Here is a 21,940-nt window from a genome sequence, read left to right as displayed (position 1 = left end):
GTTGTTGCCCGCTGCGGCAGCGTCCTTGAGCGCAGAAAAACCGCCATTCCAACAATAATAGGTGACCGTCGATGCTCGGCCTGATGCAACACCAACCGCTGCTGATTTCCTCGCTGCTTGAACACGCCTGCGTTTCCCACCCGGACGCCGAGATTGTCTCGCGCACTGTCGAAGGCGGCATCCATCGCTGCACGTATGCTGACGTCGGCCGCCGCGCCGGGCAGATCGCCAACGCCCTGACCGCCCTCGGCGTACAACCGGGCGAGCGTATTGGCACGCTGGCCTGGAACGGTTACCGGCACATGGAGTTGTACTTCGGCGTCTCCGGGATGGGGGCTGTCCTGCATACCATCAACCCGCGGCTGTTCCCGGAGCAGATCGAGTTCATTGCCAACCATGGCGAAGACCAGTATCTGTTCTTCGACCTCAGTTTCGCTGCATTGGTGGAAGAGCTGGCACCGAAGCTGCCGACGGTCAAGGCCTTCATTGCCCTGTGCGATCGGACGAACATGCCCGATATCAAGGTCGACAATCTGCGCTGTTACGAGGAACTGCTGGCGGATTACTCGACACAGTTTGACTGGCCGCTGCTGGATGAAAACAGCGCCTCGTCGATGTGCTACACCTCTGGCACCACCGGTAACCCCAAGGGCGTGCTGTATTCGCATCGATCCTCTGTGCTGCATTCGATGATGTCCTGCACCCCAGGTGGCTTTTCCCTGTCGGCCAACGACGCCGCATTGATCGTGGTGCCGATGTTCCATGTCAACGCCTGGGGCATGCCCTATGCCGGCGCCTTGTCCGGCGCCAAGCTGGTATTGCCAGGCCCGGCCATGGACGGCGCCAGTTTGTATGCGCTGATGTGCGACGAAAGCGTGACCATGGCCCTCGGCGTACCGACCGTATGGATGATGCTGCAACAGTATGTTGAACAGGCCGGCCTCAAGCCTCGAGACGAGCTGGATCTGGACCGTGTAGTCATCGGTGGCGCTGCAGCACCGCGCGCGGTGGTTGAATGTTTCGAACGTCAGTTCGATGCCCGTGTCATGCACGCCTGGGGCATGACCGAGATGTCGCCGGTGGGTACGGTCTGCCATCCGCTGCCTAAACATGTCAATGCCAGCCTCGAACAACGCCTCGATCTGCAAGGAAAGCAAGGCCGGGCTCCCTACGGCGTGTCGATGAAGATCATCGATGGCGAGGGCAGGTGCTTGCCGCGTGATGGCAAGGCATTCGGTCACTTGCTGGTCAAAGGCCCGTGGATCGCCAGCAGCTACTTCGGCGGCGAAGGCGGCCCGATCCTCGACGGCGACGGTTGGTTCGACACCGGCGATATCGCCACTATCGATCCGGACGGCTACATGCAGATCACCGACCGCGCCAAGGATGTCATCAAGTCCGGCGGTGAGTGGATCTCCTCGATCGATCTGGAAAATGCGGTCATCGGCCATTCGGCCGTCGCCGAAGCAGCCGTGATTGGCATTGCCCATCCGAAATGGCAGGAGCGTCCGCTGCTGGTGGTGGTGCTCAAGGCGGGGCGTACCGCCAGTCGAGAAATGTTGCTGGATTTTCTTACCGAGAAAGTAGCGCGCTGGTGGCTGCCCGATGACGTGGTGTTCGTGGATGAACTGCCACACACCGCCACGGGCAAGGTGCAGAAACTCAAGTTACGGGAAATGTTCCGTGACTATCGGTTGCCCGCTTGAGTGACGGGTTCCGTTTACACCCTAAAAACAACAACAAAAAAACACACTACAGGTACATCAGAAATGAAGAGTAACAACCTCCTGCCCGCGCGGCGCCGGTTGCTGGCGACGGCCATCCTCACGGCCAGCCTGCCGACGGCCAATGCCATGGAACTGGACACGGGCAGTGAAGACTGGACCATCCGATTCGACAACACCGTCAAATACAACTACGGCGTGCGCACCGAGAGTGCCGACAAACGCATCCTCGGCACGCCCAACAGCAACGACGGTGATTACAACTTCCGCAAGGCCGGCACCAACATTAGCAACCGAGTCGACTTGCTGTCCGAGCTGGATGTGGTCTACCAGAACAAGACCGGTTTTCGTGTCAGCACGGCGAGCTGGTACGACAAGGCGTATGAAAATACCGGCTCGAACGCCAACCCGTTCCCCAATGGCAACGACGATTATTCTTCGATCGCCGGGTTTGGCGGTCGTCCAGGCGCGCCGGCCGTATTTGGCAGCCCGCACCTGAGCAACTATGCCCAGCGCTACTACAACGGACCGTCCGGTGAAGTGCTCGATGCCTTCGTGTTCTACAACACCCAGGTGGGCGACGATTCACAGCTCAGCATCAAGGCCGGCCAGCACAACGTGTTCTGGGGCGAGACGATTCTCAACCCGGTGCATTCGATCAGCTATGGCCAGTCCGGTCTCGACCTGGCCAAACTGGCGGCATCGCCGGGCACGGAAGCCAAGGAATTGTTCGTGCCACGCAACCAGATTTCCACGACCTTTACCCTCAACCCCGAGTTGACTGTAGGTGCGCAGTATTTCCTCGACTGGGATGCCGCGCGCTTGCCTGAGGCCGACACTTACTACGGTGGTTCCGACCTGGTGGGTTTTGGCGCTCAGTCGTTTCTCCTGGGGCACACAGGCGGCGCGGGCCTGGCCGGCCCAAATGGCACTCTGACCACCGTGCGCCGTGGCCACGACTACACCCCGGACAATCGTGGTGACTGGGGCCTGATGCTCAAGTGGTCGCCCGAGTGGCTGGACGGCACGGTGAGCGCCTACTACCGGAAAACGTCCGACATTCTTCCGCAAGCGATTCTCGATACTCGGGGCCTGACCAGTGTTGGCGGGGTAGCCGGGCTGCGCAACTCGATCAGCACGACCTCCTATGAATTCGCCTATGCCGATGACATCGACATCTACGGCCTCAGTCTGTCCAAGGAAGTGGGCGGGGTCAGCATCGGCAGTGATTTGAACATTCGCCACAACATGCCGCTGGCCAGCATTCCGGCAATCATCAGCGCCGCAGGGCCTGGCGGGTTGCAGGCCGGGCTTGGCTTGCTGCCGGCGCGTAATCCGGGTACCGGCGTGATCACCGATGTGCCGCGCGACGGTGACAGCATGGCCGCCACCGGCGACACGCTGCACTGGACCATCAACGGCCTGGTCGCTATCGCCGACACGCCGTTGTTCGATTCGGCCACCCTGTTGGGCGAGCTGTATTACAGCAACCTATTGAGCCTCGATAGCAAGAACAAGGCGCTCTACAAGGGCGAAGACACTTATCGCGGTGTCGACAAGCCAACCCGTGACAACTGGGGCATTGCCGTCAACTTCACGCCGACCTGGTACCAGGTGTTTCCCGGTGTGGACCTGAGCGCGCCGCTGTCGGTCAACGTCGGTATCGATGGCGTTTCACCTGTGGTAGCGGGCGGCGCGGAAGACGCCGGCAACTATGCCGTTGGCGTCAGCGCGGCGATCTACAACCAGTACTACGTCGACCTCAAGTACGTAGACGCCTTTGGTGAAACCACGAAGTGCGACGACGGCGCAACCGATGGCTCAACCCCTAACGCCCTGGATGGCACCCAGCGTTACACCTGCTATGGCGGCGGATACGCGTCGTTCTCCGGCGCAGGTGCCACGGAAGATCGTGGCGCTCTTTACCTGACCCTGAAAACCACTTTTTGATCCACGCATTGCTTGAAAGCAAGCAGGAGTACCAAAAATGAAATTTGCCTACACCTTCATGGCTGCTTCCATGGCCCTGGCACTCGTTGGTCCGGCCCACGCCGCAGTCGACGCCACCGAAGCCGCCAAACTGGGCAACCAGTTGACTCAGGTCGGCGCTGAAAAAGCCGGTAATGCCGACGGTTCCATTCCGGCCTATCAAGGGGGCCTGAACACCCCCCCCGCCGGCTTCAAGACGGGTGACAGATTGCGTCCCGATCCGTTCGCTTCTGAAAAGCCGCTGCTGGTGATCGACGGCAAGAACGTGGACCAATACAAGGGCCAGCTGACTGCGGTGACCGCCGAGTTGGCCAAGCGCTATCCAAGCTTTCGCATCGAAGTGTTCCCGACCCACCGCACGGCCGCGTTGCCTAAAGGCGTGCTGGACAACACGGTAAAAAATGCCACCGCGACGCGTTCCACTGAGGGCGGCAACTCCATTGAGAACGCGATGCCGGGCATTCCGTTTCCGATCCCCAAGACTGGTGCCGAAGCGATCTGGAACCACTTGCTGCGTTATCAGGGCGTCAATATCCAGACCAAGTACGATAGCTGGAACGTCGATTCTGCCGGTGTCGCCAGCCTGGCCACGACCGGCAGTGCGCAAATCAACTACGCCGCTTATGACGATCTGAGTAAACCGCTCGCGGCCGCCGACACCTACTACCAGATCAAGTTGGCCTACAGCGGTCCGGCCCGTCGTGCCGGTGAAGCCGTGTTGCTGCGCGATGCGGTCAACCCGCTGGAGCAACCACGGCGCGGCTGGCAGTACCTGCCAGGGCAGCGCCGCGTGAAGCTCGCGCCGAGCCTGGCCTACGATACGCCTAACCCGGGCGCCGCTGGCGCCGCCACCTGGGACGATGCGTTCGTCTTCAATGGTGCGCTGGACCGCTATGACTGGAAGCTGATCGGCAAGCAGGAAATGATCGTGCCGTACAACACTTACCGTGTGACCTATCAGAACGATCTGGAGCCGATGATGACCCCCAACCACTTGGCGCCTGAGTTCGTTCGCTGGGAAAAACATCGGGTGTGGGTAGTCGAGGCGACCCTCAAGACGGGCGCCCGGCACATTTATGCCAAGCGACGCTTCTACCTGGATGAGGACAGCTGGGTCGCCCTGGCCTCCGACCAATACGATGCGAACGGACAGCTCTATCGCGGCGTTTATACCTTCCTCAGCCAAAGCTACGACCAGCAGGTGCCGGATGCCTCGCCCTACCTGAGCTATGACCTGGTCGGTGGCACCTACAGCGCCGTCGGTTTTCCAGGCCCTTACGGCGGTATCAAGTACAGCGATGCCCTGAGCAAGACCCAGTGGTCGCCGGAATCGCTCGCGGGTGCCGGTATTCGTTAATGGCCTCGTTGCTTCTCCATGCTGCCTGATCCGTGATCGGACAGTTTTTGCGCCGGTTTGTGCTTGCGCGCAGGCCGGCGCCTTTTTGCCATGAGGGCGCGTCATGTGCTCCTACATAAAGAAAGTCATGCAGCTGGCGTTGGTCGTGACGTTGACGCTACACGGCGTTGTACAGGCGGCCAGCTTCGTTGACGTGCTGGATTTGCCAGCCAGGCCCAGCGTCCTGGCCATGCGTAGCCCCTTGCTCGACCTGGGCCACGCCGGGCAGCGCCTGGTTGCAGTGGGTCAGCGTGGCCACATTGTGTATTCCGATGATAACGGCTCCAGTTGGCAGCAGGCGGTAGTGCCCGTCAGCAGCGACCTGAACGCCGTGTATTTTCCAAGCGCCGAACAAGGCTGGGCGGTAGGTAACGATGGTGTGGTGTTGCACAGCAGTGACGCCGGTGCGACCTGGAGCAAGCAGCTCGACGGGCGCCAGATCGGCGATTTGATGTTCAAGCATTACAACGCACTAATGTTGGCCAAACCGGACAAGGAACAATGGGCCGTACTGGCCGCCGACGGCCAGCGGCTGATCGAGGAGGGCGCCGATAAACCATTTCTGGATGTCTGGTTCGCCAACGACACAGTGGGTTATGTGGTCGGCATGTTCAACCTGATCCTGCGCACCGAGGACGGTGGCCAGACCTGGACACCGTTCCAGGATCGCATCGACAACCCGCAAGGCTTTCACCTCAATGCCATCGCTTCAACGGGTGACGCGCTGTACATCGCTGGCGAGCAAGGGCTGGTGTTGAAATGGGACGATTCGCAGCAGCGCTTCACCGCTCTGGAAACGCCCTATAAAGGCAGCTACTTCGGCGTGGGCGGTCAACCTGGCGAGGTGTTCGTCTACGGACTGCGCGGCCAAGTCCTACGCAGTACCGATGGCGGCATCAACTGGAACCGGCTCGATAGCGGTCTGCAAACCAGCATCAGTTGCGCACTCCTTGATAACCACGGGCATTACCGGCTGTTCACCCAGTCCGGGCACATGCTGATGAGCCGAGGGGGTAACGCCCCACTGCAACTGGTGCCGCAGTCCCAACAGGCGCCAGTAGCTGGCGCAATCCTGGCGGCCGATGGCGCGCTGGTACTGGTCGGTAGCCGTGGCGTACGTGCGTTGCCCGGCCTGGAACAATAAGAATTCGAGTGAGTACCCTGACATGAGCAAATTGACGCAAGACACCATGCCCGTGATCCGCGAACTGGCGGACTTCGATCGGCGCTCCGGTAATCGGCTCGAACGGCTGGTGTTCAACCATCGTCCGCTGTTCATGCTGCTCATGACGCTGGCTACTTTAGTGCTGGGCTTTATGGCAGTGACCCGCCTGGAACTGCGCCCCAGCTTCGAGAAGATGATTCCGCAGAGCCAGCCATACATCCAGAATTTCCTCGAGAACCGCGCTTCGCTGCGCGGCCTGGGCAACTCGGTGCGGGTGGTGGTGGAGAACACTCAGGGCGATATTTTCGACCCCGGTTACCTGGACGTGCTCAAGCAGGTCAATGACCAGCTGTTCCTCACTGAAGGTGTCGACCGTGCGTGGATGAAGTCCTTGTGGAGCCCGGCGGTGCGCTGGACGGAAGTCACCGAAGAAGGCTTCCAGGGTGGCCCGGTGATGCCTGATACCTATTCGGGCCAGCCTGAACAGATCGAGCAACTGCGCCAGAACATCTCCCGCGCCGGTATCGTCGGCAGCCTGGTGGCCAGCGACTTCAAGTCGAGCATGCTGGTCGTGCCCTTGCTAGACAAAGCCGCGGCCGGTGGCCAGCGCATCAATTACCATCAGTTTTCGCAGATGCTCGAAGAGCAGTTGCGCGACAAGATCGAATTCGCCGGCGACAGCGCCGCGCGTAAATCCGGGGAAGAGGGCAAGGGCCAGTACAAGGTCCGGGTGATCGGTTTTGCCAAGCTGATGGGCGACCTGATCGACGGCCTGATCCAGGTGATGATGTTCTTCGGCCTGGCCGTGGTCACTTCGCTGATCATCATCTACGCCTACACCCGTTGCGTGCGAAGTACCTTGCTGGTGGTTGGCTGCTCGCTGATCGCGGTGGTCTGGCAACTGGGCATCGTCGCCTGGCTGGGCTACGCCATCGACCCGTATTCGGTGCTGGTACCGTTCCTGATCTTCGCCATCGGCGTGTCCCACGCGGCGCAGAAGATGAACGGCATCATGCAGGACATCGCCCGTGGCACGCACAAACTGATCGCGGCGCGCTACACCTTCCGCCGTCTGTTCATCGCCGGGGTTACCGCGTTGCTGGCGGACGCGGTGGGCTTCGCCGTGTTGATGCTGATCGACATTCCGGTGATCCAGGACCTGGCGATCACCGCCAGTATCGGCGTCGCGGTACTGATCTTCACTTCGCTGTTGCTGATGCCGGTGGCGCTGTCCTACATCGGCGTCGGCCGAAAGGCCGCCGAGCGTGCGCTGAAAATCGACACCCGTGCCGAGCACCACAAAGGCTTCGGCAAACTCTGGGACTTGCTCGATCGCTTCACCACCCGCAAGTGGGCCACTGGCGCCGTGTTGGTCGCGGTGCTGATGGGCATCGGCGGTTTCATGGTCAGCCTGCAGTTGAAGATCGGCGACCTTGAAAGCGGGGCGCCGGAGTTGCGCGCCGACTCGCGCTACAACCGCGACAACGCCTACATCACCAGCCACTACGCGCTGTCCAGCGACCTGTTCGCCGTGATGATCAAGACCGCGCCGGAAGGCTGCCTGAACTACAAGACCCTGGTCCTCGCCGATCGCCTGGCCTGGGAACTGCAGCAGTATCCGGGCGTGCAGGCCACCGCTTCGCTGGTCAACGCGGTACGGCAGATCACCGCCGGCACCTATGAGGGCAACCCCAAGCTCAACAACATCCAGCGCAACCAGGACGTGCTGAACTATGCCGCGCAGCAGGCCTCGGTCAACTCACCGGAGCTGTTCAACAACAATTGCTCGCTGATGCCGGTGATTGCCTTCCTCAAGGATCACAAGGCCGAGACCCTGGACGCCGTGGTGGCGATTGCCGACAAGTTTGCCAAGGAAAACAGCACCGAGGATCGCCAGTTCCTGCTGGCGGCCGGCAGTGCCGGCATCGAGGCGGCGACCAACATCGTGGTGCGCGAGGCCAACCGCACCATGCTGCTGTACGTCTACCTGGCGGTGACGCTGTTCTGCCTGATCACCTTCCGCAGCTGGCGGGCGACACTGGTGGCGTTGCTGCCGCTGGTGCTGACCTCGATCCTCTGCGAAGCACTGATGGTGGCCATGGGCATTGGCGTGAAAGTCGCGACACTGCCGGTGATCGCCCTGGGCGTGGGGATAGGCGTCGATTACGCCTTGTACCTGCTCAGCGTGCAATTGCACTTCCAGCGTCAGGGCCTGCCGCTGTCCCAGGCCTACCGCAACGCCGTGTCGTTCACCGGTCGGGTGGTCGGGCTGGTCGGCATCACCCTGGCGGCCGGCGTGGTGTGCTGGGTCTGGTCGCCGATCAAGTTCCAGGCCGACATGGGCATCCTGCTGACCTTCATGTTCCTGTGGAACATGCTCGGCGCGCTGATCCTGATTCCGGCACTGTCGTACTTCCTCTTGAATTCGCGATTGCACAAGAGCGCGCCTCTTGCACAGCCTTCAGTCTCTGATGCGCACCCCAAGGCTGATGCTGTTCATGTGCCGTGCGACATCGGGGGTGTGTCATGAGCCGGCGGATCGCGGTATCCGCATTGCAGGTGCCGGAAGTCGGCGAACGAATCCTGCTCGTAGACGAAGATTTGAGCATTGCACTGTTCAATGTCGATGGGCAGCTGTACGCCATTGACGACTGCTGTCCGCACCAAGGGGCTTCGTTGTGCAGCGGGCGTCTCGAAGGGCAGGTGATCAAGTGCTGCGCCCATGGTTTGCGCTTCGACCTGGCCAGCGGCTATTTGCTCAACTCGACACGCATGCGGGTCGCCAGTTATCCGGTCGAAGTCATCGACGGCGAAATGTTCATTGTCATAGTTTCCGAGGAATGCATCCCATGAGCAGCATCGCGCTCACCAGTGTCCAGAGTCGTGCGCGTGAGCTGGCGCCGGGCTTTATCGTGAGTTTAATCGTGGCCGCTGCGGCGACCTTTCTCTCAGAGCATTACGGTGCGCCGGTGATGCTCTTCGCCTTGTTGCTCGGCATGTCGGTGAACTTTCTCGCCGGGGATGGCAAATGCAAGGCTGGCATCGAGTTCACGGCGCGCAGCGTACTGCGTATCGGCGTTGCGCTATTGGGTATGCGCATCACGTTAGAGCAAATCGCTGCGCTAGGCTGGAAGCCAGTGGCGCTGGTGGTGATTGTGGTGGTAGCGACCATTGGAGTCTCAGTGATAGCCGCCAGGGTTCTGGGTTTCAAACGCATCTTCGGCCTGCTCACCGGCGGCGCCACGGCTATCTGTGGGGCTTCGGCAGCACTGGCGCTTGCCGCCGCGTTGCCCAACCATCCACAAAAGGAACGGGCGACCCTGTTCACCGTGATCGGCGTTTCGGCATTGTCCACCCTGGCAATGATCCTCTATCCGATGATCGCCAAATGGGCGGCCCTTACGCCACAAGAAGCCGGGGTGTTCCTGGGGGCGACCATCCATGACGTCGCGCAAGTGGTGGGCGCCGGCTACAGCATGTCCACCGAAACCGGAGATACCGCCACCGTGGTTAAGCTGATGCGTGTGGCCATGCTGCTGCCGGTGATTGTCTGCGCTGCCTTGGTGACCCGCATGCAGGGTGCCGATCCAACTGGCAAGCGACCGCCATTGTTGCCGATGTTCGCCGTCGGCTTTCTATTTTTGGCCTGCGTCAATAGCACCGGTTGGGTTCCTGCATTGATCCAAACCGGGGTTAATGAGCTGTCACGGTGGTGTCTGGTAATCGCCATCAGCGCGCTGGGCATGAAGACTCAGCTCAAGGAATTGGCCGCGGTTGGTATCAAGCCAATCCTGTTGATGATCGGCGAAACCGTATTTTTGGCAGCACTGGCGTTGCTTGTGCTGCATTGGTACCGCTAGCCGACGTGCCTAACGCAAAAATGTTGATTTAAAACACGAACAAACGAACCGTTTAAGCCAACCCTTTCGTGAACTTGCACGCAGCTATTTGGCGTCGGCGTCAACGTGGTCGATACCAACGTTGCGATGAGTGTGTTCAATTTCCTGGGGCCGTTGATTCCCTTTATCCCTCCTCCGTGTCGCATGGCGAGGGCCCGCTTGTTGTACTAAAAAATATCGACGTTGAATGTCTGCTTTTGGCCGATTTCTGCCTGTCGCCACAGTCAGTTTTGGGTCGGCCCAACTCATGAGCAAGAAGAGGGCTTAGTTAACAATCACCTCATGCAGTGCCCGCTTCAGTGTGCTGACCGTGCGCTCAATATTGTGCAGATTTTCGAGTCTGAACAGCCCAAAGCGAAAGGTATGGAAGTCGGCCGGCTCGTCGCATTGCAACGGCACTCCTGCCGCGATCTGCAGGTCGTAGTCGACAAATTTCTAGTTCTTCACGGATTGACGGGAAAGATGTTTTTCGGCCACTTGGTTGACCGCCTGGATTTTGAATTCTTCGGGATAATGCTGGTCACTCATGACACCTCCAAGACCTCATTCTAAGGGGATGTGTCTACGAAACTAGGGGCGATTAGTTCGTTTTGCGCCAATATCGGTCCACTGTTGTTGTTCCAACACCGAGCTTACGAGATACCTCTATTTTGCTGAGCCCTTCGGATTGGAGTTTTTGAATGGCATTGCGATTGTTCTCAGCACGTTTCCCTCGTACGCCTTGAATCGCGCCGGCACTGAATTCGCTGCGCAGCCTCCCTGTCTTGAGGTATTCATCGAGCTCGCTGCGTTGTTTGGCCTGATAGTCCCCTAAACTCAACGATGCCATGCGGGCCTCCACTGTAAAAAGCACGATGCTCGGCGTAACGCCTAAGCAGTCGCAAAGGGACAGAAACTTTGCGATCGAAATGCTTTGACGGCCTCGCTCTACGCTGGCGAGATACTCGCGACTCAGCGCCCTCGAACAGTCCTCCCGTTTAAGTCCGGCGTCTACTCTAATTTCTCTCAGCGTTTGCCCAAGAGCTTCCAGATATTCCATTGCTCTTCCGCGCAGCCGTAAAAGAGCAATAAGGCCATGCTTTGACACCCCACATCGCTGGGCTATAACATGTATATGTGGGGTGTCGATTCCTTGTCTTGCTAGCGCTCCTCCACACACACACACACCTGGACCGCAAGCCATACTGAGACTGCGGAACCAAGTCTCGCGCTGGCAACTGTCCACACCCAAGCTACCTTGGGAGGCGTCAGCCCATTCGCAACGGAGCAACTAGTGATTTACGTGCTTGACCCCAAGAGCCTCGCAGTTCATGCAAGGTCGCACTGTGAGGTTGAAGGCTCCTGCTTTCTCATAACTATCACCTCAATTCAAACGGGCAAACGAGACCGCGCGGCGATTGTCCGTTGCGCCTACGAGCTCCAGCACTATCTGAGTTTCGCACAGGATGTTCTCATTGAAGGCGTACAGATGCTTTGCCCGCCGAGTGTGGACGGTCGGGGATTTTGGAGCTTAGAGGACGTGATCCAGATTGTCTGTTTCAGGGGGGCCGAAGCTGACGAATCAGCAGTGGTTTACAAAACAGCGACAGGTACCTACAAGCTCGGAGAACTCGATCTTCGCAGAAAAAAAACTCGCCATGTCTGGTACTCGGAACATCGTCTCCATGCTCGTACTCCTCAAGTATCCGATCGGGTGCTGAATGAGAGCGAGTTGTTCCTTTATGCGGCCGTGCCTTGAATTCGCTAACCATGACCAGGAGGGAGCAGCGTGTTATTGGCCCCCACACTGATTTCGTTACCGAGCTTTTACTGACCCATCCGAGCGCCCGTCTGAAGCCTGTATAGGATTACCGCGCCTCATCGTGTGGAGTTGAAGGAGATGACTGCAAAAGGAGTGAATGGGCGGGGGACCATTTTTGTTTCTTCCATGAATGGTGACCACCACCAGTGGGTAGAACTAACCCATTACGGGAATCGTTATGAAGGGCAAACGCAAAGTCAAAACACTCAAGTGGCAGAATGCAGCGTCTCTCATGGCACACGCTCGCTGTATAGTCGACCGGCGTACGGCGCGGGCTTCACGATTCCTTGATGTCGCTTTGTCGCTAGGTAGAGAGTTTGAACCTGCTGGCCTGCTGGCAGGTGGCAGAAATCCATGCTCGCTGGAAGAGTGATCGGACCGGTTTACCACGTTTATCGGCTACGGCTGGAAGCGTTGTTGCACATTCCAGCCGACGCTGATGAACAAAGAATTCACGAAATTATCGCGGCGGGCTTCGAGCCTACGAGGATAAAGGCTTGGTGCGAGCAGAGCCTCTTCAGCACCGACGCCCTCAACCAGGTTATTTCGATGAGCACTCTCCATCGCCGATTAGCGCGCGGACAGCGCTTGACGTTGGGTGAGAGTGATCGATTGTTTCGACTTGCTCATGTAGCAGCCATGGCCGAAGCGGTGTTTGAGAACAAAGAAAAAGCACTGTTTTGGCTATGCAAACCGAACCTGCGTTTTGCGGGCACTCCTCCAATTGAGCTGCTTTCGACCTACCTAGGCACTCGCTTGATCGAGGAGTTGCTCATTGAGCATGCGGACTGGTTGCGTTGTGAGTAGTCGACACTATACAAGCTCGGTGCTCAGATCCACGCGGCCCCCGGCTCGACAAGGCTGCCGGTCTACTAATTATCTCAGTGCTCAGCGAGCGATGGGCCGGTTTATTCACGTTGGTTGGTGCGATAACGGCGATGAACAACACCAAAAATTTACTCATGCAACGCCAGATAGGCACTCGCTGTTATCGCCGTAATCCAGATCGAGCAGTCCGCACAACAAATCGGTGGAGGCAAGGAGCACTGAGCAGGAAAACGGAATCTACTTACCCATGCGGTTTCCTTGAGGCCAGATCGACCACTTTGCTGTCGTTCCTCTTAGCTTTGAGCACACGATTCTCGTCCATCAGTACTTCGTTGATGGAAGCAAGACTGGCGAGCTTGGTCTGTAGCTCTTCGATCTCCTGACGGTACGCTGCGGACTTTTTGCGTTCCGCAATCAAGTCTTGTTGTTTCACATCACGCATGGCACGACTGGAGCGACCTTGAGCCTCTCTTATAGCCTCGGCAATCCGCGGATAGTGGTTGTGAATTAGCGCCGTCGACACGCCCGCCTCGCGGGCGACTGCCGCGATGGTAATCTTGGATTCCCCAGGGCGGGCGCGTCCCTTCTGGATGCGGAGGAGGGCAAGTTTCAGGTCCTTCTCGCGATCCTCGGCAGGCTTGTAGTTGGTTGTCTTGTCCTTGGATTTCATGCGATTAAAGCCTCCGGCTCCATTCCCAATTGTATCAGTACGTCACGGCAGCGATTCAGGTCGCGCTCAACGCGCTGCCGGCCTCCCTCACCTATATCCGCGCAATACAACAGCCCTTTTAGGTCATCGTAGAGCCGCTGGTAAATGGGCGCGTGAGCACGACTAATTACTGCATGATTGCAGTTGCCGCAGCGGGTACGTTCAAGTGTATTGCCGACGCAACCGTCATTGTCCGCCGTGCACCAGGCATGACCGTTGCTGCGAATTGCAGTGCTCTCACTAATGGACTTCAGCATCGAGGCATGATCCTTGAAGATCAGCAGGTTCTGCGGCTCTCGCTGCCATTGCTTAAGCGCGCGGCCATAGCCCCCAGCCAAGCGTTCGTCACCGAGCCAATTATCGACGATACCGAGTTTTATATCTTCCAACTCCCCGTGAATATCGAAGAACAGATCAAGATCCAGATGCTGGCCCCATTTGTCGTCCATGGCATAGCCTAGTGTCATGTCCAGCGACCAGTGTGCGAAATGTTCTTTGAGGTAGCGAAGATCACCGTAACGGCTATGTGCGGCATAGTTGGCAAACTTGCGGCGGAACTGATGGCTAGAGAGACTCCAACTCAGGCCGCAGTCTTTCGTGAACTTCTTAAGGTGCAAACTCCAACTTCCGTTGCAAAGTGTTCGTACCTGATTGATTCTTGAATCTACACCGAGAAAGAGTGCGTCACGGTGCTTTTGGGCCTCCGCAATTTGCGGATCATGTGGATTGGCGCGGCGCCGCTGCATGATTTCGACAGCGATTTTAGCCTGATAGGGCGCGCTCCAGCGCTCCATTAGGCGCAGGGCGCGCACAGCGCCCTCGGGGATCATCCAGTCATGAATACCAACATCGGTTTTTTCAGACCGAGAGCGCATCCAGTGATAGACGATGCCTTCATTGTCCTTGGTGCGGTGGATCGCGCCTAACTGTACATTTACCAGCTCGTGGTTGCGACATCCGGAGGTGCTCGCAATGACGATGTAACAGGAAGTACGCAAATCGATTAGCGCTTCGTTGAACTTCCTCAGACTCCCCTTCCAACCTAGTGCTAGAAGTTGGCGGTTCTTGGCATTATTGAGGGTAGTCTTAGCTTGCCCTCTGTGCTGTATCGTCAGAGCATCCAATGCATCGCGTAGGTCGATCAGTTGAGGACCACGTTCTACTTGCTGATAGGCTCGCTCGAACAGGATGCAGAACACGTCATCGGGAATTAGGGGCGTTTTGCCGCTTTGGCGTTTACGGCCGATGAGCCCTGCCAATGCACACGAGGAGGTCTCGGGCCATGGATGGTTCGACATTCGGTCTTCGGTGAATTGACTGAGTTCATGGAGCGCTTCGACGGCTTTGAAACGACCTTCCAATCCAGAGCACGAAAGTGGCTTGCCCTTAGAATGATTGGTTTGTTGGTGCGCCTTGCAGCTGTCGATGTAGAGCCGGCAGATCATAGGTGTAGCAGCGAATAGCTGATTGATCTTAAGCGCCTCCAGATGCCGTAGAAATGGTATTGCATATTTAAAAAAACTATAAATTGTGCTGCCTTTTGGTCGCACACTCCCTTCGCGCCCTCGTCGTATGTAGCGGTATAGGATGGCCTTCATCACCTCTCTAAATGCCGGCGGCAAGATGTCGAAATCCAGGCGTCTATGCGCTCTCACAACATTGCTAGAGAAGCCGGTTAAATGCCAAGTATTGTCCCCATAAAAGCTGAGAGCGACCCACGTCCCATCGACTTGGGTGCTGCTAATAATTAGTACATCACGTTCGGCTTCAGAGAGCTCACGCACATCGTCGGGCTGGGCCACAATGGATGCACAGCTAGTTGCCGCCGAGTTGTTGTCGATCATGCAAAGATCTCCAAGCTATCAATCAGATCAACTGACCAAAACGAATGCGGTGAGGCACGGGCACGCTCTCGAGCAGCCTCCACAAGGGTGAGTTTGAATGTGCCGCGACGAATACCCTCGGCAACGATGTAGTGGTCGATCAAACGGGGAATGTGGGCGTACTCTCGTGCCCAGCGCCGCTTGTCCATACGTGAGCGTTCGGCCAGCACGCGGAAGTAGAAGCTGAACAGTTTGTACAGATCATCGGCTGTCACGGCGTAGTGATTGCATCGCAGGCAATTCATGAAATTCATGCAAGTCGCTCCCTCGCGCTTCGGGGCGTACAGCCCGTTCACCGGGTCGGCGCAGCGGCCCATGGGGGTATTCTTATACGTCTCCCTAATGGTGTTGGTTAGCAACTCTTGAACCAATACCTCTCCCATGAACTGCCAGTTGCGGCGCGCAATTTCACTTGGTGCCAAGTAATTACTATCGGCTACCCGCGGGGTATTGCCTAAAGCCGCGGCAGTGACTGCCAGATCGCCACCGGTCAGCTCGAAAATGCGGTTGGCGAAGGTCTTGCGAAGTCGAGAGATATTAATGCGCAAAGGCTTTCCGTCGCAGTCTGTCAGGCTATAGCGAGCTACAAGGCTGGCTATAGCCTCTCTCAACGATCCATCAGTCAACGCATTGATTTCGCCGGCGTTTCTATTAGAACGAGCGCGATACAGCCACACGCGGCCTTTGAGGTCGTCGGGTGCTTGTGAATCTAGAGATTCGGTAAGAGTCATCGTGCGACGGATTAACCGCTCCACGTTGGTCCTCACGTTTGGCGTCGATTCCAAAAGACGTTCGGCATCTGATGAGGCGCGGAGGGCCGCCTTGCTGGTGTTGTAACCTCGCCTTTTCCATAACACTAGGAATACAGTGTTGTCTTTGGGGTGCGGGCGCAGGCAGTCGCGGTCCATTTCCAGCAATGGTGTAGTATTACGCCCAGTGTGCAGTGCCACCACTAACAGGACGAAGCAAAGGAGTTCTCCAGTCACGGGTGCACCGTCGTCCCAGATCGGACTAATTGCGTGACGCAGCGCAACCGAAACCGCCTGCTGTTCGCGCTTGGATAGCGCCGTCTCGCCTTTTAGCTTGCGGTTGACGTTCGGAAAGGGATTCTTCGGGAAGGTGGCAGCATCACCGGAAGTAACTATATGGATCAGTCCCCGCGCTCCCAAGGCGATTAGCACGGGCTTAGTGTGCGAGTAATAGCTCTTCTGAGTGGTACTTTCCACGCTTAGCGCAGCGAGATGGCTGAGGTAACCGTCGATCAAGTCCCGGCTAACATCCTCCAAAACCAATTCACGGCCAAATGCCGTCGCTCGTAGCACGCAATACTCGAGGAAAAAGCGCATCCCCGTCCTGCAGTAGCTACTCACAGTGCTCGTCTCGACAATAGCGTCCCCATCTGCCAGAAAGCGTTCGATCTGGCGCTGGCAGGCATAGGTGATGGAATCGATGCCAGCGCCATACCAACGGGCAAAATCGAAGCTGCGGGACGGAGTGGGGTTCCTCCCGAACGCGACCTTGGTATTACTGGGTGGGATTACCTCTGGCAGAATCACCACGTTACCTGCCATATCGTGGCTGTGCTCGACTTGTGGCACACTGAGATCGGTCTTAGTAAATACCTTGCGTTTGCCCATCAAGTGGCCCCTGCCAGTGCGTTCAATTCATCGTCATACGCCAGTACCGCTTTGTCGGCCATTTCATTGACAAGGTGCAGGTACACCATGGTTGTCTGAATCGAACTGTGGCCGAGTTGTCGCTGAACGAAGACCAAAGGCTCCAGCCCACTCTCAGGGGTACGTTGGAGACTGACTAGGGTTTGGGTGGCGTATGTGTGCCGGAGCATGTGCGTATGGACCCGGACTCCAGCCCGCTTGCCGGTCTCGCTGATGATCCGGTTGAGGCTCTTGCCATCGTCACCATAGGATTCACCGGCCTGGTTAAGGAGCAAAGCCTTCTGTGGAGTCTTGCTTAGCGAGGCGCGCTCGCCGCGGATCTTTGTCACATAGCGATAGAGTTCAGCCATGAACTTGCGGCTGACGTAAATATCTCGTGGCTTGCTGCCCTTAGTCACCATACCGCTGCCGTCGGACGGGTCGAGCCGAATGCGGAAGTTGCGTTCGGTTCGTCCAACCTTGTCTGGGTCCAAGACATATGCCAGCGGAAAGGCAGCGATTTCCTCGCGGCGCAGACCTGTATGCAACGCCAGGCGAATCATCATCCTGTGATGAGGGTTCTCCGCTGCGGCCAGGAGAGATTTGATCTCGGCCATGCTTAGAAACTTGGGCAAGATCTTGTGGCAACGCGGCATCACATTGTTTGCCATCACCTGACCACCACTGGCATCGACATGCGCAAGGAAGCCCAATTCACGCTTTACGGTGCGCTCTTCATGACCGAACGGCAGGCGCTTCACCCAGCCATTATCTAGTGCGAATTCGTAGAACTTACAGATGTACGTCAGTCGCTGGCGTGTAGTGTTCAGAGCCAGGCCGCACGTGTCCAAGCAATAGTCTCGGTAGGCAGACACAAGACTCTTAGCCTCACCTCGATCTACGTCCCGCCAGTCCAGTTCGTGCGCTTGGAGGAAGCTGAAGAAATCATAAAGAGCACGTCCAGTACTTGGCCAGGAGCGTTTAGACCCTATAGCCCCGCGAAGTAAGTAGTGGCGAAAAAATTGATTGGCGGGGACACAACTCTCCATCGAGTCCCACAGAAGAACGGGGAATCCTGGGTAGGGTTGCCCAGCGATCACAAAGTCTTTAGTAGCCTTCACAAGCTCCATCTGCCATCCCTTACATCGACCAGATACCCAATCCCTTCAGCCTGCTTTAACAGATTCAGGGTCATTAGATCGCCCCTTAATCACCTGCTCAGGCTAGGAGTTCGTAAGGGGCTGCTATCTAATACAATAGGAATCTAACGCTTGCAAGGAGTCAGATCATTGCGTTACCACCAATATTTCCCGAAGTTTTCCGGATTGGCCCAGAACCGCGAGTTGAGCCAGTCGGGTACTTGTTTGTATTCAAGCAGATCATAGGTGAACAGGGTCAGTACCTGCTCGTCACGCTGGAAACGTTCGCTGGCTTGCAGTGCCAGTGAGAAAAAATCCGTTTCCTGCCAGCCGCTCGCCGGCAAGTCGGCCAATACCGCGATGCGGCTGGCGTTGAGGTTGCGGATGCCGCCAAGCAGGTTCAGGCCATCACGCTTGGGCAAATGTTCGAGGCAATCGACCACCAGCGCCAGGTCAAAGCGCAGCGCCGCCAACTCTGCGGGCAACGGCCCGGGCGCTGCGTGCGCCACGCTGCTGTCCGGATGCGCCAGCTTGAAAGCCTCAAGCGCGGGGAACTCGCTGGCGCCAATCAACAACAGGCGCGCGGGGGCGTAACGGTCGAGCAAAGCGGCCAGCGCCTGCTGCGGCGTGCGCGAAGAAATACCTGCAATCATCGAAGATCCTCAATCAGATTTACCAAGACTAGCCTGCCCGCCAGTTCGATCCTAGAGCGGGTTTGCGGCAAAAGTCACGATCCCCCGCGAACACGAGACAAAACTGCTATGGCCTATTGCTGGCGGAGATTAAAACTCCGGTCTTTACTCCCTGAATCGGTTCTAAGCCGATCCTTCAGGAGAAAACTAGATGAGCATAGTTCGGACAGCATTACCCCTGGTTCTGCTAACCAGTGTGTTGACTGGTTGCGCAGGTTTGCAAAAAACCGACTGGCCGATCTGTGCGGCGGTCGGTGGTGTCGTCGGCGCAGGTCTCGGGGCAATCGAGAGCTCGTCATGGGCCGGCTACGGCGCGCTGATTGCCGGCGGTACGGCGGCAGCCTATTGCTGGGTCCATGGTGATGGTGACGAAGACGGTGATGGTGTACTCGACAGCCGCGACAAGTGCCCGGGCACGCCAAAAGGCGTACGGGTCGATGCCGATGGCTGCCCACCACCAGCACCTGCTCCAGTGGTTGAAGAGGCCGTGGTGGTCAAGGAAGAAACCATCGTCATTCGCGATGTCAACTTCCAGTTCGACTCGGCCAAGCTGACAGCCGCCGATAAAGACAAGCTCAACACCATCGCCACTCGCCTGAAACAGGAAGCAGCCAGCGCCCAACTGACCGTGACCGGTCACACCGACAGCGTGGGCAGCGATGCCTACAACCAGAAACTGTCGGACAAACGCGCCCACTCCGTGGTGGAATATCTGATCGAAAGTGGTGTGCCTCGCAGCAGCTTCGTGTCGGTCACCGGGGCCGGTGAAAGCCAGCCGGTTGCCGATAACAAAACCGCTGACGGTCGCGCGATGAACCGTCGCACGGAAATCAAGATCAACCGCTAAACCCCTCGCATCCACGGCTTGTGCAGTCGTGGATGCGGGTCTTTACTCCTGTGTAACCGGCATTGGCCGGTGACACAGGAGCTTTCAAAAATGAGCAATCTCACACGGACCGTCTTGCCGGTTCTGCTGCTGGGCAGCCTGTTGACCGGTTGCGCTACTCACAGCGATGGCACTGCCCCCCTCAATCAACGTACCTGGCCGATCTGCAGCCTCCTTGGCGGACTCGTCGGCGGAGGTCTGGGCGCTATCGGAAGTAGCGGTTGGGCGGCCGGTGGAGCGGCGCTGGGTGTCTTGACCGGTGGTTTGATCTGTTATGCCCAGGACGGCGACGAAGACGACGATGGCGTATTCGACCGTCGCGATCGCTGCCCCGACACGCCCGCCAATACCCCTGTGGAGCATCATGGTTGCCCGCTGCCGCAATACCCGGCCAGCGTGAAACCTGAACCTGTGCAAGCCGAAGTCATCACCCTGAGCGATGCCGACGATGTGCTGTTTGCCTTCAATAGCGCTGACCTGACCCCCTCCATGCAAAGCAAACTCGATTCGATCATGGGCAAACTGCAGGACGCCAGCGTCGCGAGCATCAAGGTGATTGGTCATACCGACAGCGTCGGATCGGATGAGTACAACCTGCAACTGTCGCAGCAACGTGCAAGCAGCGTCGCCGGCTATCTGCTGAGCCAGGGCGTTGCACCGAACAAGGTCACCAGCGAAGGCAAGGGAGAAAGTGAGCCTGTTGCCGATAACGAAACCGAAGAAGGGCGCGCGAAGAATCGTCGCGTGGAATTGCACGTCAATCGCTGAGCCGCGCAATAGAGCCGTCGGACGATGATTTTCGTCGTTCCGTCGGCCATTTGCCATCTTCCTCGAGAATTTCCGTTTGCCCTCTGGCTTATCCTGCATGGAAGCCGTTACTGTGCGAGCAAATAATAATTCCCATCGGGGGCGCGTATGAAGGTGATATGGGGGCTGGGGAAGCTGTTGACCCTGGTGTTCTGGCTGGTGGTGCTGGTCAATCAGCTCACGCCGTTCGTCTATCCGCTGCACCTGCTGGTCGACCTGGCCGGCTGCCTGCTGGCGGGGCTTCATCTGCTGGAGGCGGTGTTCTGCTTCCGCACGCTCAGGGGCCGCGCCCACCCTTGGCTCGATCGCCTGAAGATCCTCTTTTTCGGCGTTTTCCACCTGCAAACCATTCCGGCTCCCACCGTATCTAAGGCCTCCCATGCGTAAACTCTGTCTGCTCGCTGCCCTCATCAGTCCATTGGCTTGCGCCCAGGTGGTGAGCGTTGAAACCAACTCGTTGATGCGCCTGCCCAACACCGCCAGCACCTTGCGACTGGAACGCCTGGAAGTGGCCGACTACGGCACCTTGCTGATTCCCTCGAACGTGACCGAAGTCACCGTCGGCGAACTGCACTTGGGTCGCGATGCGCGAATCACCATCGTCCCCGGCGAACAGGCGCTGGAACTCAAGGTCAATCGGGCCGAGTTGGCCGAGGGCAGCCAGATCACCGCGCGGGGTGCACCGGGGACTTACCAGAAGGCCGCCCGTTCCGGGCGCAATCTGGACTTGCAGATCAAGGCCCTGAATGCCCCGCAATTACGGGTGGATGCTCGCGGTGGCGCGGGTGCGCCAGGGTTCGTCGGCCTCGACGGGGCCAACGGTCAGGCACCGGGTTGCGCCTGGGGCCAGGCGGGTCGCGGTGCCGATGGCAGCGATGGCAGTGATGGCCAGGCCGGTGCGCCGGGCGCGGCGGTCAAGCTGGCCGTGCCGCGCGATTACCCGGCAGACAAGATCAAGGTTCAAGTGGCCGGCGGTGCCGGTGGCGTGGCCGGGCCTGGTGGCAAGCCAGGTGCCGGCGGCAAGGCCAAAGGCTGTCTTGTCTACAAGGCCGATGGCGGCAAGAGCGGCAAGCCTGGTGTTGACGGACAGCCAGGAATGGAGGGGGCTGCAGGGTCTGTGACGGTGCAGCGGTTGTAAACCATTTTTTGAATGGTGATTTTCCTGTAGGAGCTGGCTTGCCAGCGATGACGCCAGCACAGCCTACACCTCCGTCGCCTGACTCACCGCCTTCGCTGGCAAGCCAGCTCCTACAGGGGATCACCGCCAGACACAAATCCCGGCAACACCCAAAAAACCTGTAGGAGCTGGCTTGCCAGCGATGACGCCAGCACAGCCAACACCTCCTTCGCCTGACACACTGCCTTCG

General features: G+C 58.1%; 19 protein-coding genes and 1 pseudogene. 13 read left to right on the top strand and 7 right to left on the bottom strand.

Annotated elements, in window-relative coordinates; genetic code table 11:
• The first annotated feature begins 71 nt into the window (after positions 1 to 71).
• The 7 genes from SOP85_RS26875 to SOP85_RS26845 all read left to right on the top strand — a co-directional run bounded on the left by SOP85_RS26875 (position 72) and on the right by SOP85_RS26845 (position 10,134).
• Positions 72 to 1,706, top strand: coding sequence for a 3-(methylthio)propionyl-CoA ligase (locus SOP85_RS26875; RefSeq protein WP_323628808.1), 1,635 nt, complete (start codon positions 72 to 74; stop codon positions 1,704 to 1,706).
• Positions 1,707 to 1,769: 63 nt separating this feature from the next.
• Positions 1,770 to 3,674 (top strand): DUF1302 domain-containing protein, encoded by a 1,905-nt coding sequence (locus tag SOP85_RS26870; RefSeq protein WP_323628807.1) that lies wholly within the window; start codon positions 1,770 to 1,772, stop codon positions 3,672 to 3,674.
• A gap of 37 nt (positions 3,675 to 3,711) precedes the next feature.
• Complete coding sequence (locus SOP85_RS26865; RefSeq protein ID WP_323628806.1) at positions 3,712 to 5,070, top strand: DUF1329 domain-containing protein; 1,359 nt, start codon at positions 3,712 to 3,714, stop codon at positions 5,068 to 5,070.
• Positions 5,071 to 5,173: 103 nt separating this feature from the next.
• The gene (locus tag SOP85_RS26860; RefSeq protein ID WP_323628802.1) at positions 5,174 to 6,253 is read left to right on the top strand and encodes a WD40/YVTN/BNR-like repeat-containing protein; all 1,080 of its coding nucleotides are present in this window, start codon (positions 5,174 to 5,176) and stop codon (positions 6,251 to 6,253) included.
• Between the two features lie 22 nt (positions 6,254 to 6,275).
• On the top strand, positions 6,276 to 8,804 hold the full coding sequence (locus tag SOP85_RS26855) for an efflux RND transporter permease subunit (RefSeq protein WP_323628800.1): 2,529 nt from the start codon (positions 6,276 to 6,278) through the stop codon (positions 8,802 to 8,804).
• Positions 8,801 to 9,127 carry a Rieske (2Fe-2S) protein gene (locus tag SOP85_RS26850; protein WP_323628798.1) on the top strand — a complete coding sequence of 109 codons (327 nt, stop codon included), beginning with the start codon at positions 8,801 to 8,803 and terminating at the stop codon, positions 9,125 to 9,127. The genes SOP85_RS26855 and SOP85_RS26850 overlap by 4 nt, the downstream gene beginning before the upstream one ends.
• Positions 9,124 to 10,134, top strand: coding sequence for a YeiH family protein (locus SOP85_RS26845; RefSeq protein WP_323628796.1), 1,011 nt, complete (start codon positions 9,124 to 9,126; stop codon positions 10,132 to 10,134). The genes SOP85_RS26850 and SOP85_RS26845 overlap by 4 nt, the downstream gene beginning before the upstream one ends.
• Before the next feature lie 303 nt (positions 10,135 to 10,437).
• Here the strand turns inward: SOP85_RS26845 and SOP85_RS26840 are convergent.
• Positions 10,438 to 10,608: pseudogene (locus tag SOP85_RS26840) on the bottom strand (alanine--glyoxylate aminotransferase family protein); the annotation flags it as partial.
• 145 nt (positions 10,609 to 10,753) lie between these two features.
• Complete coding sequence (locus tag SOP85_RS26835; protein ID WP_166622317.1) at positions 10,754 to 11,212, bottom strand: helix-turn-helix domain-containing protein; 459 nt, start codon at positions 11,210 to 11,212, stop codon at positions 10,754 to 10,756.
• Positions 11,213 to 11,446: 234 nt separating this feature from the next.
• On the opposite strand from SOP85_RS26835, the gene SOP85_RS26830 reads away from it, so the two are divergent.
• Complete coding sequence (locus SOP85_RS26830) at positions 11,447 to 11,911, top strand: hypothetical protein (RefSeq protein ID WP_166622316.1); 465 nt, start codon at positions 11,447 to 11,449, stop codon at positions 11,909 to 11,911.
• 417 nt (positions 11,912 to 12,328) lie between these two features.
• On the top strand, positions 12,329 to 12,781 hold the full coding sequence (locus SOP85_RS26825) for an antitoxin Xre/MbcA/ParS toxin-binding domain-containing protein (protein WP_323628791.1): 453 nt from the start codon (positions 12,329 to 12,331) through the stop codon (positions 12,779 to 12,781).
• A gap of 262 nt (positions 12,782 to 13,043) precedes the next feature.
• Here the strand turns inward: SOP85_RS26825 and SOP85_RS26820 are convergent, their stop codons facing one another.
• From SOP85_RS26820 to SOP85_RS26800, 5 genes are all read right to left on the bottom strand, one after another.
• The gene (locus SOP85_RS26820; protein WP_077749577.1) at positions 13,044 to 13,472 is read right to left on the bottom strand and encodes a TetR family transcriptional regulator; all 429 of its coding nucleotides are present in this window, start codon (positions 13,470 to 13,472) and stop codon (positions 13,044 to 13,046) included.
• A complete protein-coding gene (locus tag SOP85_RS26815) occupies positions 13,469 to 15,355 on the bottom strand; it encodes an integrase (RefSeq protein WP_166622315.1) in 1,887 nt (628 codons plus the stop codon). The genes SOP85_RS26820 and SOP85_RS26815 overlap by 4 nt, the downstream gene beginning before the upstream one ends.
• Entirely contained in the window at positions 15,352 to 17,031 is a 1,680-nt protein-coding gene (locus tag SOP85_RS26810) for a hypothetical protein (protein ID WP_323628786.1), read from the bottom strand. Before SOP85_RS26810 ends, SOP85_RS26815 begins: the two co-directional genes overlap by 4 nt.
• Positions 17,031 to 17,900: a tyrosine-type recombinase/integrase gene (locus tag SOP85_RS26805; protein ID WP_323628785.1), complete on the bottom strand. Its 870-nt coding sequence runs from the start codon at positions 17,898 to 17,900 to the stop codon at positions 17,031 to 17,033. The genes SOP85_RS26810 and SOP85_RS26805 overlap by 1 nt, the downstream gene beginning before the upstream one ends.
• Positions 17,901 to 18,343: 443 nt before the next feature.
• A complete protein-coding gene (locus tag SOP85_RS26800) occupies positions 18,344 to 18,841 on the bottom strand; it encodes a DUF6231 family protein (protein ID WP_274073402.1) in 498 nt (165 codons plus the stop codon).
• 190 nt (positions 18,842 to 19,031) lie between these two features.
• Between SOP85_RS26800 and SOP85_RS26795 the strand changes: the two genes are divergently transcribed.
• The 4 genes from SOP85_RS26795 to SOP85_RS26780 all read left to right on the top strand — a co-directional run bounded on the left by SOP85_RS26795 (position 19,032) and on the right by SOP85_RS26780 (position 21,711).
• Positions 19,032 to 19,727 carry an OmpA family protein gene (locus SOP85_RS26795; protein WP_274073403.1) on the top strand — a complete coding sequence of 232 codons (696 nt, stop codon included), beginning with the start codon at positions 19,032 to 19,034 and terminating at the stop codon, positions 19,725 to 19,727.
• Positions 19,728 to 19,817: 90 nt separating this feature from the next.
• Positions 19,818 to 20,534 (top strand): OmpA family protein, encoded by a 717-nt coding sequence (locus SOP85_RS26790; RefSeq protein ID WP_274073404.1) that lies wholly within the window; start codon positions 19,818 to 19,820, stop codon positions 20,532 to 20,534.
• A 147-nt stretch (positions 20,535 to 20,681) separates the two neighbouring features.
• Positions 20,682 to 20,960 (top strand): DUF1145 domain-containing protein, encoded by a 279-nt coding sequence (locus SOP85_RS26785; protein WP_323607232.1) that lies wholly within the window; start codon positions 20,682 to 20,684, stop codon positions 20,958 to 20,960.
• Entirely contained in the window at positions 20,953 to 21,711 is a 759-nt protein-coding gene (locus SOP85_RS26780; protein WP_323628784.1) for a collagen-like triple helix repeat-containing protein, read from the top strand. The genes SOP85_RS26785 and SOP85_RS26780 overlap by 8 nt, the downstream gene beginning before the upstream one ends.
• The last annotated feature ends 229 nt before the right edge of the window (positions 21,712 to 21,940 follow it).

Source organism: Pseudomonas sp. YuFO20 (assembly GCF_035064975.1).
In the GTDB taxonomy this organism is placed as follows: domain Bacteria; phylum Pseudomonadota; class Gammaproteobacteria; order Pseudomonadales; family Pseudomonadaceae; genus Aquipseudomonas; species Aquipseudomonas putida_AE.
Note: the sequence above shows the minus strand (reverse complement) of the source record. Positions and strands in the feature narration are given on the sequence as shown.

What these genes read in the sequence shown, in the direction of transcription:
- SOP85_RS26820 (WP_077749577.1), bottom strand. Translation starts at nt 13,472, where the DNA reads ATGAAATCCAAGGACAAGACAACCAACTACAAGCCTGCCGAGGATCGC.
- SOP85_RS26845 (WP_323628796.1), top strand. Translation starts at nt 9,124, where the DNA reads ATGAGCAGCATCGCGCTCACCAGTGTCCAGAGTCGTGCGCGTGAGCTG.
- SOP85_RS26835 (WP_166622317.1), bottom strand. Translation starts at nt 11,212, where the DNA reads ATGGAATATCTGGAAGCTCTTGGGCAAACGCTGAGAGAAATTAGAGTA.
- SOP85_RS26865 (WP_323628806.1), top strand. Translation starts at nt 3,712, where the DNA reads ATGAAATTTGCCTACACCTTCATGGCTGCTTCCATGGCCCTGGCACTC.
- SOP85_RS26815 (WP_166622315.1), bottom strand. Translation starts at nt 15,355, where the DNA reads ATGATCGACAACAACTCGGCGGCAACTAGCTGTGCATCCATTGTGGCC.
- SOP85_RS26875 (WP_323628808.1), top strand. Translation starts at nt 72, where the DNA reads ATGCTCGGCCTGATGCAACACCAACCGCTGCTGATTTCCTCGCTGCTT.
- SOP85_RS26825 (WP_323628791.1), top strand. Translation starts at nt 12,329, where the DNA reads ATGCTCGCTGGAAGAGTGATCGGACCGGTTTACCACGTTTATCGGCTA.
- SOP85_RS26850 (WP_323628798.1), top strand. Translation starts at nt 8,801, where the DNA reads ATGAGCCGGCGGATCGCGGTATCCGCATTGCAGGTGCCGGAAGTCGGC.
- SOP85_RS26870 (WP_323628807.1), top strand. Translation starts at nt 1,770, where the DNA reads ATGAAGAGTAACAACCTCCTGCCCGCGCGGCGCCGGTTGCTGGCGACG.
- SOP85_RS26785 (WP_323607232.1), top strand. Translation starts at nt 20,682, where the DNA reads ATGAAGGTGATATGGGGGCTGGGGAAGCTGTTGACCCTGGTGTTCTGG.
- SOP85_RS26800 (WP_274073402.1), bottom strand. Translation starts at nt 18,841, where the DNA reads ATGATTGCAGGTATTTCTTCGCGCACGCCGCAGCAGGCGCTGGCCGCT.
- SOP85_RS26790 (WP_274073404.1), top strand. Translation starts at nt 19,818, where the DNA reads ATGAGCAATCTCACACGGACCGTCTTGCCGGTTCTGCTGCTGGGCAGC.
- SOP85_RS26855 (WP_323628800.1), top strand. Translation starts at nt 6,276, where the DNA reads ATGAGCAAATTGACGCAAGACACCATGCCCGTGATCCGCGAACTGGCG.
- SOP85_RS26860 (WP_323628802.1), top strand. Translation starts at nt 5,174, where the DNA reads ATGTGCTCCTACATAAAGAAAGTCATGCAGCTGGCGTTGGTCGTGACG.
- SOP85_RS26810 (WP_323628786.1), bottom strand. Translation starts at nt 17,031, where the DNA reads ATGGGCAAACGCAAGGTATTTACTAAGACCGATCTCAGTGTGCCACAA.
- SOP85_RS26795 (WP_274073403.1), top strand. Translation starts at nt 19,032, where the DNA reads ATGAGCATAGTTCGGACAGCATTACCCCTGGTTCTGCTAACCAGTGTG.
- SOP85_RS26780 (WP_323628784.1), top strand. Translation starts at nt 20,953, where the DNA reads ATGCGTAAACTCTGTCTGCTCGCTGCCCTCATCAGTCCATTGGCTTGC.